A 17,474-nucleotide genomic window follows, 5' to 3' on the forward strand; every position below is an offset into this window, starting at 1 on the left:
ACTAGAGAAAGGTACTACTGCCGAGGTTAGTAGACAAGGCAAAACGATTGGTTTTCGAGGACGAGCAGTAATTATTAGCAGTATTATTTGCGCGGTGTCGTGTGGAATTCAGTGCAGCAGAGCATCTGAATTTTGTCAACTTCGCCCGGCTATTCAATTCCACCCCATGCGTTTCTTTCTGTTCAGCTTATTCGCCCTGCTCATGCTGTTCACGGTCGGCTCTTCGGCACCCACGCCGCCCGGCAACGGGGGCAACGCGGCCACCTGGAAGAAAATCGACCAATTGCTAGCCAAAGACCAAGCCGCCTCGGCCGCTAAGCTGCTAGAGCCCATCTATCAGCAAGCCCGCCAACGCCAAAACGCGCCAGAGTATCTGCGGGCCTTGCTCTACAAGCTGCGTTTGCTGGATGCCAAAGAGGAAGAAGCGGATGAGAAGGCCATTGCCTTGATGGAAGGGGACCTGAAGACCACCCAATTCCCGGTCCGGCCCATACTGCATAGCCTCTTGGGCCAGCTCTACGCCAATTACTACCAGCAGCACCGCTATCAACTCCTTGACCGGACGCGCGTTGCCGGCCCCAATCCGGCAGATGCCAGCGCCGCCGACCTGCGGACCTGGGACGCTGCCCTCTTCGGCAGTGCCATCGTGCGCCACTACCGCGCGTCTCTCGCCGACGAGCCCCGCCGCCAACAGCAACTGCAACTTAAGGCGTTAGGCTATGCCATCCGGAGTGGTACTGCCGAGGCCCAAGCCCTGCGCCCTACGCTCTACGATCTGCTAGCTCACCGCGCCGTGGATAACTTGCAAAACGACGAGTACTATGTCACGCGTCCGGCCGAGCAGTTTGAGTTGAAGAACCCTACATTGTTTGGTTCCGCATCTGACTTTGCCCGCTTGCAGTTGCAGGCTCCGCAAGCGGATTCTTTGAACGGCCAGTTGCACGCTCTGCGCGTGTTGCAGCAACTCACTGCCTTTCGACTCACGGACAGCAAGAACTTAGCTGCACTAGCTGACGTGGACTTGAAACGTCTGCGCTTCGTGCGCCAGCATGCCGAATTGCCAAACGAGGAGGAACTATACCACGCCGCCCTAACCCGCGAAGCCGAAACGTACAAGGCCCTACCTATTAGCTCGGAGTTTCTGTTTGAGCATGCTTCTGCACTAATAGAAAGCGAACCTGCCCAAGCCCGTGAGTTGGCGCTGAAAACCGAAAAACAATTTCCGAAGTCGCGCGGCGCGGCGCAGGCCAAGAGCTTACGCCAAAGCATTGAGCAAGTGGAAGTGAATTTCACTGTGGAGGACGTGGTGCTGCCCGGCCAGCCGTGGCTGCTGAAGCTGAACGTCCGTAACGCGCCGCGGCTTTACGCCAAGGCCTATCGGCTGACAGTGGCGCAGGCCGTACGGCGCTTGTGGCAGCAAGACAACGAGAACGAGAACGACTTCCAAAAAACGTACGCCCGTGCTCTGGCTGCTACGCCCGCTGCCACCTGGACGCTGGAACTGCCTGGCCCCGCTGACTATAAGGCGCACACGGTGCAGCACAGCGGGCCGGCACTCCCGCTAGGGCACTACCTGATTTTGGTGAGCACCACCAACGAAAACCCCATCAAAAAACAAACTGGCGTCACAACGGCTTATGGGCTTTTGGGAGTGAGTGAGCTGAGCGAAGTGCGCCGGGGTGGCGCCACCCCCGCAGGACAGGAATTGCTGGTGCTGCACCGCCAAAGCGGGCAGCCGGTGGCGGGGGGGCGAGTACTGCCGTTTTTTCAGTATTACGACCAGAAGGTTAGCACCTACAAGCAACGGCGCGGGGAGCCTCTAACCACTTCTGCCGAAGGCCAAGTGCAGATTTCAATAGGTTTTACGCCCCAACAGAACACGCTGCTGCGGGCTGTGCTGCTCACCAAAGGACGCGATTCGCTATTAGTTACGGAAGGGGGCTATTACAGTCTGGGCCAGGTGCGCAAACCCAAGCCCGAACAGGCTCGGCGCCGCACCTTCCTCTATACCGACCGCGCCATCTATCGCCCCGGTCAGACACTTTACTTTAAAGGCATTTTCACCGAAGCCCTGGCGGGTAAGGCGCAACTTCTTACCAAACAGCCCGTGTCGGTACGCCTCGTGGATGTGAATGGGCAGACCGTACAAACGCTGCCTTTCACGACCTCTGATTTCGGAAGCTTCCACGGTTCCATCATTTTGCCCACGACCCTGCTCAACGGCGAAATAAGCCTGCAAACCGACTACGGCAGCGTGAGCTTCGCGGTGGAAGATTACAAGCGACCCACATTCCAGGTGACGTTTGAGTTGGTGGCAGGCACGCCCGTATTGGGCCAGCAGGTAACGATGCGCGGCAAAGCTGCCGCCTACGCCGGCCAGCCCATTGACGGCGCCACCGTGCAGTTTCGAGTGGTGCGCCGCACCTTTTGGCCGATGTTTGGGCGCGGCTCCGACGGCCGGATAGGGTACCCCGGTGGGCAGCCCCAAGTGGAGATCAGCAATGGTGTCACCAGCACCGATTCTGTGGGCGGTTTTACGGTTACGTTCGTTGCCAAAGGGGAAGCGCAAGGCCAAGGGAAGCGCGGTCCTTGGAATCCTGGCTACGTTTTCGAGGTGACGGCCGACGTGACAGATGATGCTGGCGAAACCCGCACCGGCGAGCAGCGCGTCAGCCTCGGCAGTCAGGCCCTAACGTTGCGCCTCGACGTACCGGACCAGCTCAACCGTGAACAGCTACCGGCCCTGAAACTGCTTAGCACCAACGCCACCGGCGAGGCAAAGCCCGCTCGCGGTACATGGCAGCTCTACCACCTCACGCCACCCGCTGGCGCTAACCGGCCGCGGGTCTGGGAGCGGCCAGAGCGGGAAGCCTTGAGTCGTGAGGAGTTCAAGCAACGGTTTCCGCTCGATGCCTATGCCAACGAAGACAACGACAGCTCTTGGGTGCGTACCCTCGTACTCACGCAGGATTTCGACACCAATAAAACACCGCTGCTGTCAGGTTTGGCATTGCCACTGGCACAGCAGGCGCCCGGCCGCTACGTGCTGGCTGCCACAACTCCCGCGGCTGGTGGCGCACCAGCCGCCAAAGTCGAGCAGTCGTTTACGCTTTACTCAGCTTCGGCCGCCACGTTGCCCGTGCCTAGTCCCGACTGGTTTGTGAGCTTGCAGGATAGCGTAAAGCCCGGCCAGACGGCCCGTTTCTTGGTGGGCAGTTCCGAGGCGGACACCCACATTCTGATGGAAATGGAAGCCAAAGACGAAACGCTGCGGCACGAGTGGCTCACGCTCCGGGCTGGTGAGCAGCGCTTAATAGAAATTCTGGCCCCCGTCACCCTGGACGGTAGCCAGCTTTACGTTCACCTCACGCAGGTGCGCGACAACCGTCTCTACACTCACTCCGCCGCCGTGCAAGTAGCCACGCCGCCCGCGCCGTTGTCGCTCAGCGTTGCCACCTTCCGCGACAAGCTCCAGCCCGGCCAGAGAGAAACTTGGCGCGTCACCATCCATAACGCCGCCGGCCAGCCTGCGAATTCCGAGTTGCTAGCTACTCTATATGATAAATCGTTGGATGCTTTCCGTCCGCATTCCTTTATGGAGCTAGAGTTTCCGAAACCGTATTATCAGCCCGCACTGGCTTGGAACGGGCGGTTTGTAACGGAGGAGTCGCAGGGATTGTGGATGCCTTCTTCGGGAGACGCTGAGGTGCCTGACTACGTCTATCCAGGAATTCAAAGGTGGGGGTACAGTAAGATTTTCAATCCATACGAAATTCCGGATTTAGACTACGGACAAGGAGTAAGAGTAGGTGCGGGTGCGAGTGGCTTAAGACGATCTGAAGATGTGCTGCGGGAGGGAGCAAAAGGGGGATATAGTAGAGCATCCAAAGCCAGGAGTATTACCATTCGGGGGGCCGTTTCCTCTGCCGCATCAGCTCCCATGGCAGCCGCTATAGCCCAGGATGTAGCTAGTAATTCAGAAGCCCTCAACGAAATGGTAACCGTCGGCTACGGAACGCCAAAGTTCTCTCAGCCTCAGCCCGACCTAGCCGGCGTACAGGCGCGCAAGGACTTCCGCGAAACAGCTTTCTGGCTGCCCGACTTGCGCACCAACGCCCAGGGCGAAACCGTGCTGGAGTTCCAGATGCCCGAAGCCGTAACGCGCTGGCAACTGCTGGCCCTGGCCCACGACCAACAACTGCACTCCGGGTTGCTGCGCCGTGAACTGGTCACGCAAAAGCAGCTGCAAGTAACGCCCAATGCGCCGCGCTTCTTCCGCGAAGGCGACCAACTCGTACTCACGGCCAAACTCAGCAATCTTACCACGCAGCCCCTGCGCGGCACGGCCCAACTCTTCCTGCTCGATGCCCGCACCCAGCAGCCTCTCGACAGTAAGTTGCTTGAAGGCTCCGCGCAACTGGAATTCAATCTGAAAGCCAACCAAAGCAGCGCCGTCGGCTGGAGCCTTGCCATTCCCGAAACCGCCGAAGGCCAAGTGCCGCTCGAAGCCATAACCTACCGCGTGGTAGCAGAAGCGCAGCCAGCTACGGGAAGCGAGAAAGCAGTTGGCAAGACTTCGCGCAAGACCAGGAATGAAAAGCGGAAAGCCAAAAGCGAACAGCTAGGAACCGTATCCGATGGCGAGGAAAACACACTGCCGGTGCTGCCCAACCGCTTGCTCGTTACGGAGAGCTTGCCGCTGCCTATTGTTGGCCCGGCTACGCGGGAATTCGAGTTGAAGAAGCTTACCGGCACCACCTCGCCCACGCGCCGCAACTACTCGCTCACACTGGAAATGACGCAGAACCCCGCCTGGTACGCCGTGCAGGCGCTGCCGTATCTGATGGAGTACCCCTATGAGTGCTCGGAGCAGGTGTTCAGCCGTCTTTATGCCAACCTGGTGGCCGCCAAAATCCTGGCTAGCAACCCGCGCTTCAAAACCGTGCTAGCCGAGTGGAGCCGCGCCGCCCAAGCCGGCGACAAAGCAGCCCTCAGCAGCAAGCTAGAGCAGAATCAGGAGCTGAAACTCTTGCTGCTTCAGGAAACGCCGTGGGTGCGCGATGCCCAATCCAACACCGAGCGTATGCGCCGCCTAACCGAGCTGTTTGATGAAACCCGCCTTAAAACGGAAACCACCCGCGCCCTCACCAAACTGGCCAAGATGCAGCAGCCCAACGGCGCTTTCCCGTGGTTCGAGCAAATGCCCGACGACCGGTACATCACCCAGCTTGTTGTGGCTGGTTTCGGCAAACTACAGAAGCTAGGAGCCCTGAACATAGAGCAAGACGCGCAGGCCCGCCAAATCGTGAGCCAAGCCGTGCTCTACCTCGACGGCCAGCTCCAGCGCGACTATGAGGAGCTACGCCGCCAGAAAAACGTAGACCTAAAGCAAAACCACGTATCCGACACGCAGATTCAGGCCTTGTACGCCCGCAGTTTCTGGCTTACCCAGTCGGTTAATCAGGCAAGTCAGGCGGCTTTTGGGTATTACCAGCAGCAGGCCGCTACGTTCTGGCCGAGTCAATCCCGCTACCTCCAAGCCCAAATTGCGCTGGCTTTTCACCGCCAGAAACTACAGCCTGCCGCGGTGAAAGACATTTTCACGGCCCTCACCGAAAACGCCCTGCACAGCGAGGAACTTGGTATGTACTGGAAAGAAGTGCGCGGCGGCTACTACTGGCGCGAGGCCCCCACCGAAACCCAGGCTACCCTGATCGAAGCCTACAGCGAAGTGCGTAACGACCAGAAATCGGTGGATGAAATGAAGCTGTGGCTGCTCAAGCAGAAGCAAACCCAGAACTGGAACAGCACCCGCGCCACCGCCGATGCCTGCTATGCCCTGCTGCTCCGCGGCTCCGACTGGCTACAACCCACCCAGCCCATTCAGGTGACGGTAGGGGGGAGGGCCGTGGTGCCAAGTAGCCAACAGGCCGGTACGGACTATTTCAAAACCACGTTCCCGGTAGCGGAAATCAAGCCCGCCCAAGGCAAAGTGGTAGTCAAGAAAACCGACAACGGCGTGGCGTGGGGCGCCCTATACTGGCAGTATTTCGAGCAAATCGACAAGATTACATCCGCCGCTACGCCGTTGCAGCTAGAGCGGCAACTGTACCGCGAGCAGCGCACCACCAGCGGCCCGACGCTGGAGCGCTTCACGGCTGCCTCGCCGCTACGGGTGGGCGACGTGCTGGTAGTGCGCCTGGTGCTGCGCTCCGACCGGGACCTGGAGTACGTGCACCTCAAAGACCAGCGTGCGGCGGGCCTCGAACTCATCAGCCAGACTTCTGGGTACCGCTACCAATCGGGGCTCGGCTATTATGAAAGTCCTCGCGACGCGGCTACCAACTTTTTTATCAGCTGGTTTCCCAAAGGCACTCACACCTTCGAGTACCGCCTGCGCGCAACCCAAAGCGGCGACTTTTCCGGTGGCCTCAGCCAGATTCAGTGCCTGTATGCTCCGGAATTTACAACTCACTCCACTGGCACGAGAGTGCAGATTTCTCCGCAGTTGTAGCGGTGTGTGGGCCGGCGCGGGTAGCAGGATTGCCCACCCAAGTCGGTGCTTTTGTTGGTTCTAAACTGAATTCTGCTAGCGGTTGCCATGCAAGTTTAGCGGGTTAAGTTGGCGTCTGCCAGCCATAATTCATCCCCTTGTTTTCAACTGCTATATAGGGAACGCCAGCTAGCAACTTTATGTGCAACGTTGATTTTGCCCGTCTCGGGCGGTACCTTCGCCCCTTCATTAGACAAAAGCACATGAAGATACGACTGATGATTGGGCTGGTTGGCTTGCTGCTAAGCAGCGCTCCGGTGCTAGCCCAAAGCGACAAAAACGCAGCTTCTGTTACGCCAACTACTCTTCCGGGCGAAGAAAATCTTTCGGTTCAAGAGCGTGCCGAGCGCGACTTTCTAATGCCCGTACGCCGCAAGCAAGCGGCAGCTTTAAAGCACGTCGCCCAGCAAGAAGCAGCGGCCACGCAAACCGCCGCCGAAATGCTGGCACGAACCCCGGAGCTAACAGAGGAAACCAAAGTTCCGGAGACGTTAGCGGCTCCTAAAGTAGCTGCCCCGCACCGCACCTATCACCGCAGTTCTTCGGCGCACCGTAGCAGCGCCAGCCGTAAAAAGACGGTGCACCGCTCAACAGCTAGCAAAAGCAAATCAACCGCAAAGAAGCGCAGCACCCGTCGTCGCTAGTAGAAGGCAAAGGTGTACTAGTGAAAGGGGAGAGGCACGCCAATTGGTTTGCCTCTCCCCTTTTTTATGTGCTTGGTAGCTAGTGTAGTCTGCGGGCAGACTACTTCAATTTCCAATCTGCGTAGAACTTTTGTAGGGTGTAAAAGGCCTTTTTTCGCTCGCCACGGTCGGAAATTAGTCCCTTGCGGTTCCAATAGTCTTGAATGCCGGGTAGTGGGCGGCGGGGCGAGCGGAAGTCAGTGAGGATCCAGGGGGTGACGCCGCGCAGAAAGGGAATGCGCTTGATCATGGCCAATTGGTGCTGGTAGAAGTTGTCCTGAAACTCCTCCGTGAAGCGCGCCGTAGCTTCGCCGTGCATGCCCGCAACGCAGTCGGCGCCGGTTTCACTGATGATAAGGGGCTTGTCGTAAGTGGTTTTCCAGGTTATGTTGTCGCAGTCCTCGATTTTGCGGCTGTACCAGCCGATGTACTCGTTGCAGCCCAGCACGTCGAGGTATTGCCCCAGCGGGTCGTCAATCATCATAGTGTTTTCGGTGGCGTTGTGCACTTCCAGCGCGGCCGTGATGAGGCGGGTATTGTCGAGCTGGCGGGCCGTTTCGATTTGGCTCTTCAGGAAGTTGAGGCGGCTGTCGCTGAGTGGCGTCTCATTGGCCATCGACCACAGTACTACCGAGGCTTTGTTTTTGTCCCGCGTAATCATCTCGGTGAGTTGCTGCTTGGCGTTGGCCAGCGTGGCCGGGTTGGCCCAATCCACGGTCCAGTACACCGGAATTTCCGACCACACCATCAGGCCCATCTTATCGGCCAGGCGGGTCATGTTTTCGTTGTGCGGGTAGTGGGCCAAGCGCACGTAGTTGCAGCCTAGTTCTTTGGCCCAGCCGAGTAAGGTTTGCGCGTCTTCCATGCTGTAGGCACGGGCGCCGCGGGTCGGCATTTCTTCGTGAATGCAGATGCCTTTGAGCAGCACCGGCTTCTTGTTAAGCAGGATATCCGCGCCTTTGGTCTCGATGCTGCGGAAGCCGATTTCGTCTTCCACGGTTTCGGAGCCGCTCGTAATCTGCACCTTGTACAGCTTGGGGCTTTCCGGCGACCATAGCTTCAGTTTGGCATTGCCAGTGAGCTTCACTAGGCCGCTGGCGTCGGGGGTGCCAGTGAGCTTCACTTTCACTTCCGGGATGCTGACCGTGATGGGTTGGGGGCTGGCGCCGTTGGTCTTCACCCACACATCCAGCTTGTTGAGGCTGCCTTTGGCCAGTTGCACCGTGTAGTCTTCCACAAACGTAGCGGACACTTCCACCAGCTTCACGTCGCGAGTGATACCGCCGTAGTTCCACCAATCGGTGTTGGGCGTGGGCACGGCTTCCTTCAGGCGTTTGTCGTCGGCCTTCACAACCAGAAAGTTGCCTTTCTCCTGCAACAGGTCGGTGACTTCCAGGTTGAACGGCGTGAAGCCGCCCACGTGCCGGCCGATTTTCTTGCCGTTGAGGTACACGTGCGCATCGTAGTTCACCGCGCCAAAATGCACGAATACGCGGTTGGTAGCAGCTTTCTTGGCGTAATCGAAGGCCTTCTTGTACCAGATGGTGCCTTCGTAGAGCTTTAGGTCCTCGCGCTGCGAATTCCAGTCAGAGGGCACATGCAACTCATCAGAAGTATCGAAGTTGTACTCCACTAGCTCCGTGGCATCCTTGGCCTTGCGGTCTTTGAAGTAGCCGTTCGGGTCTTCGGTCATGCGGTAGCTGTAGAAGCCGGTTTCGTAGGGGTCGACGATGATTTTCCACTTGCCGTTCAGGCTGGTGGTAGCCCGGTGGTCGATGTTGGTAATAAGGCTAGCCGTTTGGGCAAACGTCCGGCTCCAGCCTAAGCTCACCAGAGCAAGTAGCAAATAGCGCATGAAGGAGTTTGGGAAGTGGTGTTTCATAGAGTGCAGAATTTCGAACGGCTACCTCTTGAGAGGTAGGCAGCAAATAAGGCCTACGTCTGAGGCGCTAGCGCAACGCTGTGTACAGCAAACGGCACCTATGAGCTATATCGGTAGTAGCTCCTAGGTGCCCATAAGCTCACAGCCCGCCCGGCAGGCTCTCAGATTGCCATGAAAGCGGTAAGAGGATGTCAGTTAGTTGATTATAGCTATTTAAGCTTGATGACCTCGGAACCAGCCAGCAAAAAGGCACCAGTGCCATACACTTCCCAGCTCTCGGCCGAGAAGTCGCGGCGCGGATCGGCCCCGATGGGCTGCACCCAACCTACGCGGCCCTCCGCTGATACCAAGCCGTTCAAAGCCACCCACGCTTTTTGCACGGCCGGCAGATACTGCGCCTTGTCGAGCAAACCCTGGTTGATGCCCCAGGCCATGGCGTAGCAGTCGAAGCCCGAGCCGGAAGCTTCGCCGCCGGGGTAGGCCTGCGGATCGAGCAGGCTAGAGCGCCAGAGCCCGTCGGGCTGCTGCAAGGAGAGCAGGCGTGCGCTCATCTGCTGGAAGAGGGTGGTGTAGAAGGGGCGGCTAGGATGCGTAGCAGGTAACTCGTTGAGCAGCTGCACCAAGCCGCCCATCACCCACCCGTTGCCGCGGCTCCAGAAGATGCGTTGGCCGTTGCTTTCCTTTTTGCCTTCCCCGGCTTCGCTCCACAAGTAGGCCGCGTCGCGGGCAAACAGGTGCTCTTGCTGGTTGTAGAGGTGCCGGTACGTTTGCTGATAGAGCGTGTCGTTGAAGGTGAGGTACGAGGGGTCTTTCTGGATGGCACTTAACTTGGCTAGCACCGGCGGACCCATAAATAGCGCATCGCACCACCACCAGGTTAGGCCATGCTCCCGCACTTCGCGCCCCGTGACGCGGCGCAGCTTCGCCACCGTATCAATGGTGGCCTGAATCATGCGCTGGTCTTTTTTGAGGCGGTAGAGGTTGAGGTAGGTTTGGCAGATGGCAATATCGTCGGCGTGGTCGTAGCGCGGGCCGGGGCGCCACTTGTTTCGCTCCCCCATGGCCATCAGCGAATCCAGAATTTGCTTGGACTTAGTGGTTTCGTAGGCGGCGAATACGCCAGCGTAGAAGGCGCCGTTGGTCCAGTCGGTGCCGCTGTGCTTGGGGTGGGCTAGCTGCCACTGGGTGGCTTTCAGCAGCTGCTGCTTGATAAACTTCGGCTGAAAAAAACGCTTGTCGGCCACTTTCGGCGCGGGCAACTCGGTTGCAGCACCAGTCAAATGGGCACTGCCAAGCACTAGGCTCAGCAAACAGGTCCGCAACAGTCGCCAGGTTGTAGAAATAGTCATTACGGGAGGTTTAGTTGACAGCGGTTTCAAAACGATGTGCGTGTTCTGCCACTCAGTGTAGGTCTAGGAAAAGGTTGTTGTGGGTACTACCTCGCCTTGGAAACTGCATTGCAATTCTAAATTCGTTTGGGGCACTCAGTGAGCTAGTAGGCGCCAAGGTACAGCTTGCGGTTACGACGTAACTCAAACACCTGTTTATCGAAATGCAAGGCGGCAAATAGCCGCCTTGCATTTCGATAAACAAAGGCGAGCTTATTCGCTGACCCAGCAAATAAGCTCGCCTTCAGGGAGCCTCAATAGCCTTCGTTTTGTGACAGCAAGCCATTGTTTAGGTCGCGCTCCGTCTGCGGAACGGGCAGCAGCACGTTTTTCTGCGTCAGGCCCGAGACGGAGGCGCCGTTCAGGCGCAAGGTGCGCTCGACGAGCGTACCAGTACGTGCCAGCGTGAGGCGGCGCTGTTCTTCGCCAATCAATTCACGGGCCCGCTCATCCAAGATGAAGTTTAAACTCATGTTGGCGGCCGTCACTTGGGCGGCCTGCGCCCGGGTGCGCAGCACGTTGATGCTGGCGGCCGCGTCGGCGTTTTTGCCTTGTTTGAATTGGGCTTCGGCCAGTAGCAGGTAGGTTTCGCCGAGGCGCATCATGGTCAGGTCCTTGATAGTGCCGAAGCCAAACTCATCGGCCGGATCCAGCTGATTCCATTTGGTGATATAGGGTGCAATGCGGAAGAGCGTGTCGGAGCCAGTAACTACTACGCGCTGCCTGTACCGCGCCGACCTGGGGTCGTTGTAATAGAACCGCCGCTTCAGGTTATACCGGGAGTTGCGTATGTCGTTGGTTGAGAACAGCTGGTAAATAACCCAGTTGCTGAGCCGCATTCTGCCAACGCCCCTGCCGCCGAGTGAATCGGCCACGAGCATACCTGAAATAGCGTAATAGCCGGGTACCCACATGCGGCGCTGCTGGGCGCTGGTTGTGCCGCCGGGGATGTTGAGTTGCTGCTCAATACCCCAGATAAGCTCGGTATTGCCCTGATTTCGGCGCTGATTGCCTATCACGAACATATCGGAATAGTAGTCGCCGGGCTGGCCTGACCGCACCCCGTAGCGGGCCGTGATGAGCCGGAACAGGCCGCTGCTGATGACAGCCTGGCACTGCTGCTCGGCCAGACCATTCTGGCCGGTGCGCAGGTATACCTCCGCTAACAGTTGCTGCGCCGCCGCCCGGTTGATGCGGCCCGAGGCCAGCCTTGGGTTGTTAACCAAGGACAGGGCGGAAATAGCCGTGGTTAAGTCATTTATAATAAAGGCATTGACATCCGCAACTGGCGTACGGGCAAAATCATTGCGGGGGCCGGTAGCTGGCTGTTCGATCAGGGGCACGTCGCCGTAGAGGGTTGCCAGGAAGTTGTAGGCATAGGCCCGGTAGAAGCGAGCCTCGGCGCTGATCCGGTCTTTGTAGCCCTGCCGCACGGTAGCGGGCGCAATAGAGGCCTGCTGAATGATGACGTTGGCATTGTTGATGGTGCGGTACGCCCAGCTCCACCAGATCAAAGCCCCCGCATCCTGCGAATTCAGCAGGTTGTAGTTGTAGTACGGCACTTCTACAGCTTCGGGGCTGCCCGGAATGGCCACATCGGTGCCAAGCTGCATGGTACCAAGCAGGCCTTGCCGGTCGGAGTAGGTGTACTGTTCGCGCACCACCGACATCAGGCCGGCCATGCCTGCTTCGAAGCCCAGCGAATCAACTAAGGAGGTTTGGGGCGTATAGAGCGACTTCGGCTCTTCGTCCAGATAGGTGTCTTTGCAGGAACTGGTGAGCTGGGCCGCGGCCACCAGCCCAAGCACGCTAATAAGTATGCGTTTCATGAGGAAAGATGCTAGGGTGGGTGATGGTTAGCGCAGGCCGATACTCACGCCAAACACGTAAGAGGCTACCAGGGGGAAGTTGGCCGCAATTCCGCTCGGAATGCCGTTGCCAGTGCCGTTGCCTTGCGTGTAGTTTTGCTCGGGGTCCCAGCCAATCCAGTCGGTCCAGGTGTAGAGGTTGCGCCCACTCACGTACACCGACGTGCTGCCGAGCTTAATTTTCTCGAGCAGACTTTCGGGTAGAGTGTAGCTCAGCGTCACATCTTTGAGACGGACGTAGCTAGCATCGTTGGGGTAGGAGTAGCCGCGCGTATTGAAGTAGGAAAGCGCGGGCCGGTCGTTGCTCTGGTTTTCGGCGGTCCAATAGCCAACGGCAGCCGGCTGGTTGACGCGGTAGCTGAAGTCGGCGCGGTTTAGCACGTCGTTGCTGCGCAGGATTCCCTGGGCGGTCTGGAAGAAGACGCGCAAGCTGAATCCCTTGTAGGCGAAGGTATTGGTGAGGCCCGCCGTGTATTTGGGCAGCGAACTACCCAAGTAGGTCCGGTCGTTGGAGTCAATCTTACCGTCGCCGTTCAGGTCCTCAAACTTCAGGTCGCCGGGCTTGGCACCGGGGTCCAGGCCGGCTGGGTCTTCGCCTACCTGCCACACGCCGATCATCTTGTAGTCGTAGATGGCGCTCAGCGGCCTGCCGATGAAGCGACGGTTGGTGATGTCGTCGGTCCCGTTGCCGTACAGTTCCAATACCTTGTTGCGGTTGCGGGTGAAGTTGAAGCTGGTGTTCCAGGTGAAATCATTGTGCTCCACGTTCACCGTGTTCAAGGCCACCTCCAGGCCGCGGTTCTGCACCCGGCCAATATTATCCAGCACACTAGTATAGCCGTTGATAATAGGAATCAGCCGGGCTAGTAGTAGGTTTTTGGTGTTGGCATCATAGTATTCAACGGAGCCCGAAATACGGTTCTTAAACAAGCCGAAGTCTAACGCTATGTTGCTGCTATTGGTGCTTTCCCACTTTAGTTGCGAGTTGCCTAGCGTATTAGCTCGCAGACCCGTGAAGGTTACTCCGCCATAGACATACTGTAGCTGAGTCTGCCCCGTAATAGTCTGGTAAGGGTTGATGCCTTCGTTGCCAGTGATGCCGTACGAATAGCGCAACTTGAGCAGGTTGATTTTCTCGTTTTCTTTCAGAAACTGCTCGTTGGCTACGTTCCAGCCCACGGCTACCGAAGGGAAAGTGGCATACTTGCTGGCTTGGTCGCCGAATACCGACGAACCATCGCGCCGGGCTGTCACGGTGAAGAGGTAGCGGCTGTCGTAGGAGTAGTTCAGGCGGCCCATCTGCGAAAGCAACGACCGGCGCTCGTCATAGGAGCTAAGCGTGGGTGGGATGCTGCCCGAACCGATGTTGTTGAAGCCGGTCTGGTCGCTGATAAAGCCGCTGGCGTTTTCGGTGGTAGTGAAGTAGGTGTTTTGCTGCGCACTATACAAGGCCGTCAAGTCGAAGTGGTGCTTGTCGAAGTCCTTGTTATACACCAGGATATTTTCGATGGTGTAGTTGTGCCGCTCGTCGTTGGTGATGATTGCCGTGCCGCGCAAGTCGTTGGCTGCCCGGCCTGTATAGCTCGCAAAGCGGTATGGCCGGTACGAGTAGCTGCCGTTGAGCCGGTAGGTCAGGCCCTTCACGAAGGTGGGTTGCACTTCGGCGTAGAGCGTACCAGTCAGTTGGTTGACGCGGCTGATACGGTCGGTAGTCAAGCCAAGCAATGGGTTGAGGAACAGCGCCTCCGGCTGCATCGCCTGAATCTTGTAGGTGCCGTCGGAGTTGTAGGGTACGCCGTACGGACTAGCGGCCTGGGCCAGGGCTAAGTTCACTTGCCCGCCATCATCGTTGGAACTGGCGTAGAAAGCCGAAGTGCCCACGCGCAACCAGTTCGTCAGGTTGGCGTCCAGGTTCGAGCGGATGCTTACGCGCTGAAACTGGTAGCCTTTCAGAATGCCCTTCTGCTTGAAGTAGTCGCCCGAGAGGTAGTACTTCACGTCGGGCGTGCCGCCCGAAAAGGACAGGTTGTGGTCCTGCACAAAGCCTTGCTGCCCAATGAGCTTCAGCCAGTCGGTTGTTCTACCGGCGTTGTAGTTTTCTAGCTCACCAAAGTTGGGCAATGGGTCGCCGGTAAGATTGGCCTGCACCTTATAGGCTTGAAACTTAGCGGCGTATGCCGGGCCATCCATGGGTTCCAACTTGTTGGACATATACTCGGGGCCCGCGTAGCCGGTGTAGCGAATCTGGGGCTTGCCGGTTTTGCCGTGCTTGGTGGTTACCAGAATCACCCCGTTAGAGCCGCGCGTACCATAAATAGCCGTAGCCGAGGCATCCTTGAGAATCTCGATGGAGGCAATGTCGGTGGGGCTGATGTCGTTGAAGTTGCCCGGAAACGGCACGCCATCCAAAATGATATAGGGGTCGGTATTGGCCGTGATGGAGCGCACCCCCCGAATCTGAATTCGAGGCTGAGCACCGGGGGCGCCCGAGGTAGTAGCAATCGTAACGCCGGCCACTGCGCCTTGCAGGGCCTGGGCCACGTTGGCTACTGGCAGTTTTTCCAGCCGGTCCGTTGGCACCGAAACCACTGAACCCGTTACGTCGGCTTTCTTCTGGGTGCCGTAGCCCACCACCACCACCTCGTCCAGCGACTTAGCGTCGGACCGCAGCACCACGTTGATTTCGGTGCGCCCACCAATAGCTACTTCCTGCGACAAGTACCCCAGAAACGATACGACCAGGGTGCCGCTCGCATTCTCGTCGGGCACGGCCAACGTGAACCTGCCTTGCGCATCAGTAGCCGTGCCAACGGTAGTGCCTTTTACTAGTACCGAGGCGCCGGGTAGGCCTTCGCCTTTTTCGTCGGTGATGCGACCCGTGACGGTAGCAACTGGTGCTAGTTCCTTGTCTTTAAGGCCAGCCAACGGCTGGTTGGTTGAGGTAGCCGGCTCGGTATCTGTCCCAGCAAACCGGAAGAAAGGCTGAGCTTGAACCGGCCGGACAGACCAGAATAGCCCGCCTAAGAGTAGCCATTTTACTTTCATGAGGAGGGAATTAAGAGTAGGGTCTTAGCTAAAAGAGAAGTTGGCAAGGTGGTGTTGGTCTTCACAAACGATTGCTAATAACTGCCGCAATCGTTAGCGCGTGCAAAGCAAATGATTGCTAGAAAGCGTTGAAGTTTCGAGTAGGCACTTTGAATTATTCAAAAGTATCGTCCTTTCATCCGGTGAACAGGGGTGTTTTAAGTCAAAAAAGGGGATAAATTAGGCTTTGCAAAACACCTTTTGGGTTGCGTTTGCCTAACTGTAAGCTTAATAAACGGCTGGTAATAAATAATTTACTGATTGGATCTTGCTTTTAGTGGCTGTTCTCTCACCTGGAGAGCTGATTGGTGGGCCACTATTAGAAGGTTAACGGTCGGTTATGCACAGCATCATTCAATCTGCCCCTCGCAACGAGTTATGAACTGGAAGTTTACTTGTGCTTTTTGCTTCCTGCTCTTGCTCCTAAGCGTGGCCTGCCAGACGAGCCGCGCACAAGGCAGCCTAGACGAATTGCGCTTCGAGCATGTTACCATCACCGAAGGCTTGTCGCACAGCGACGCCATAACGGTGGCCGAAGACAAGGAGGGGTTTTTGTGGGTGGGCACCAACAAGGGCATCAACCGCTACGACGGCTACGAACTGGAAACCTACTTTCTGCCCGTAAACCCGCTGAATGGCTTGTCGGGCAACCGCATTCGGATGTTGCACGTGGGGCTCACTGGCCGGCTGTGGGTGGGCACCCAGAACACCGGCGTTAGCTGCTACGATGCGGGTGCCGACAAGTTTATTGGGTTAAGCGAGCAACGCTTGCCGCGGGCAGACCGGCAGCTAGCCCGGCAATTATCCCAAACCGAAGTAACGGCCCTAACTTCCGACTCCCGACGTCATGTGTGGGTAGGCACCCGCAACCTGGGCTTGTTTCAACTCACGCTCGACAGCTACGACCAACCCATAGCCGTGCGTAGGGTGCCACTAACTGACCAACGAGCACTTGATTATGAGGTGACCAGCTTGTTAGCCGAGCCCGGCGGGAAAGTTTGGGTGGGTACGGTTGCCAGTGGGCTTCGTATGATAATGCCGCGCGTTGCTCCAACTGCCTTGGTTGCGCAACCCACCGCCTTTCTCGCCCCTACCGTCCGCCAACTGCACCTCGACCGGCAGGGCGACTTATGGGTGAGTACCGGCCAGCAAGTGTTTTGGCTGGCCAACCAAGACCGCCTTGCTGGGCGAGTAGGGGCGGCGCAGCCCCTGCCCCGGCTTTTTCAGGATGTGCAAACGCTCTACCTCGACTCGTTTCGGCGGCTGTGGGTGGGGACTAGTTACGGACTGCACCTGTGGGAAGCTGCCCCTGCTACCGGTCACACTATTCCGCTAGAGCCCCAAGAAGCGGCCCTGTTTCTGCCGGTGCCCGGCAAACCCTATGGCCTTAATTCCGAGCGAGTTTACCAGATTTTTGAAGACAAAAACCAGATCCTGTGGCTAGCAGCTTCGGCGGGGGGGCTCAACCGGGTGGACTTGCGGCAGAAGCCGTTTGGGCATTTAAACCAGCAGATTGCCCAGCACCCCACCCTGCCCAACAACTTCGTCAATGCCATCTACAAAGAAGAAGCCCAGAACTTGCTCTGGCTGGGCACCCGCAACGGGCTTTCCTGCTACGATCTTACCCGCAAAACCTACCGCAACTACCTAACCAGCCAAGCCCCCGACAACGCGCAGGGCGTCGACATATCCACCATCTTTCAGGCTTCCAACGGGGTGCTGTGGCTCGGCACTCACTATGATGGCCTGGTAACGCTGCAACGTAAGCACGGACAGGAAGTCATCCGCACGTATACTGAACTGCCCAACCAGCTTAATTTAACCGAAACGTCGGTGGAAGGCATCGTGGAAGACCGGTACGGCAAAATATGGGTGGCTACCCTCACCCAAGGCTTACTTCAGTTCGACCAGGAAGGCCGTTTTCTGAAAGCCTACCGCACCCAAAACACTAACCTGCCCACCGACAAGTTTACGTATCTGCTCTACGACCGTCGGCAGGACGTGCTATGGGCCAGT

The 17,474-nt window shown here is 57.7% G+C and carries 7 protein-coding genes; 3 read left to right on the forward strand and 4 right to left on the reverse strand.

Features of this window, described 5'->3' with window-relative positions; all coding sequences use genetic code 11:
* Nucleotides 1-166: 166 nt before the first annotated feature.
* Both ACFE7X_RS14750 and ACFE7X_RS14755 read left to right on the forward strand, forming a co-directional pair.
* Entirely contained in the window at nucleotides 167-6,514 is a 6,348-nt protein-coding gene (locus ACFE7X_RS14750) for an alpha-2-macroglobulin (protein WP_375436444.1), read from the forward strand.
* A gap of 242 nt (nucleotides 6,515-6,756) precedes the next feature.
* Nucleotides 6,757-7,197 carry a hypothetical protein gene (locus tag ACFE7X_RS14755; protein WP_375436445.1) on the forward strand — a complete coding sequence of 147 codons (441 nt, stop codon included), beginning with the start codon at nucleotides 6,757-6,759 and terminating at the stop codon, nucleotides 7,195-7,197.
* Nucleotides 7,198-7,297: 100 nt separating this feature from the next.
* On the opposite strand, the gene ACFE7X_RS14760 is transcribed toward ACFE7X_RS14755, so the two are convergent.
* The 4 genes from ACFE7X_RS14760 to ACFE7X_RS14775 form a co-directional block, all read right to left on the reverse strand.
* Nucleotides 7,298-9,118, reverse strand: a complete 1,821-nt coding sequence (locus ACFE7X_RS14760; RefSeq protein WP_375436446.1) for a glycoside hydrolase family 2 protein — start codon at nucleotides 9,116-9,118, stop codon at nucleotides 7,298-7,300.
* Nucleotides 9,119-9,327: 209 nt separating this feature from the next.
* Nucleotides 9,328-10,467, reverse strand: coding sequence for a glycoside hydrolase family 105 protein (locus ACFE7X_RS14765; protein WP_375436447.1), 1,140 nt, complete (start codon nucleotides 10,465-10,467; stop codon nucleotides 9,328-9,330).
* Between the two features lie 293 nt (nucleotides 10,468-10,760).
* On the reverse strand, nucleotides 10,761-12,335 hold the full coding sequence (locus tag ACFE7X_RS14770; protein ID WP_375436448.1) for a RagB/SusD family nutrient uptake outer membrane protein: 1,575 nt from the start codon (nucleotides 12,333-12,335) through the stop codon (nucleotides 10,761-10,763).
* A 27-nt stretch (nucleotides 12,336-12,362) separates the two neighbouring features.
* Nucleotides 12,363-15,419 carry a SusC/RagA family TonB-linked outer membrane protein gene (locus ACFE7X_RS14775; RefSeq protein WP_375436449.1) on the reverse strand — a complete coding sequence of 1,019 codons (3,057 nt, stop codon included), beginning with the start codon at nucleotides 15,417-15,419 and terminating at the stop codon, nucleotides 12,363-12,365.
* 456 nt (nucleotides 15,420-15,875) lie between these two features.
* Between ACFE7X_RS14775 and ACFE7X_RS14780 the strand changes: the two genes are divergently transcribed.
* A partial coding sequence (locus tag ACFE7X_RS14780; RefSeq protein WP_375436450.1) for a two-component regulator propeller domain-containing protein occupies nucleotides 15,876-17,474 on the forward strand: 1,599 nt, incomplete at its 3' end.

Source organism: uncultured Hymenobacter sp., from assembly GCF_964242765.1.
Taxonomy (GTDB): domain Bacteria; phylum Bacteroidota; class Bacteroidia; order Cytophagales; family Hymenobacteraceae; genus Hymenobacter.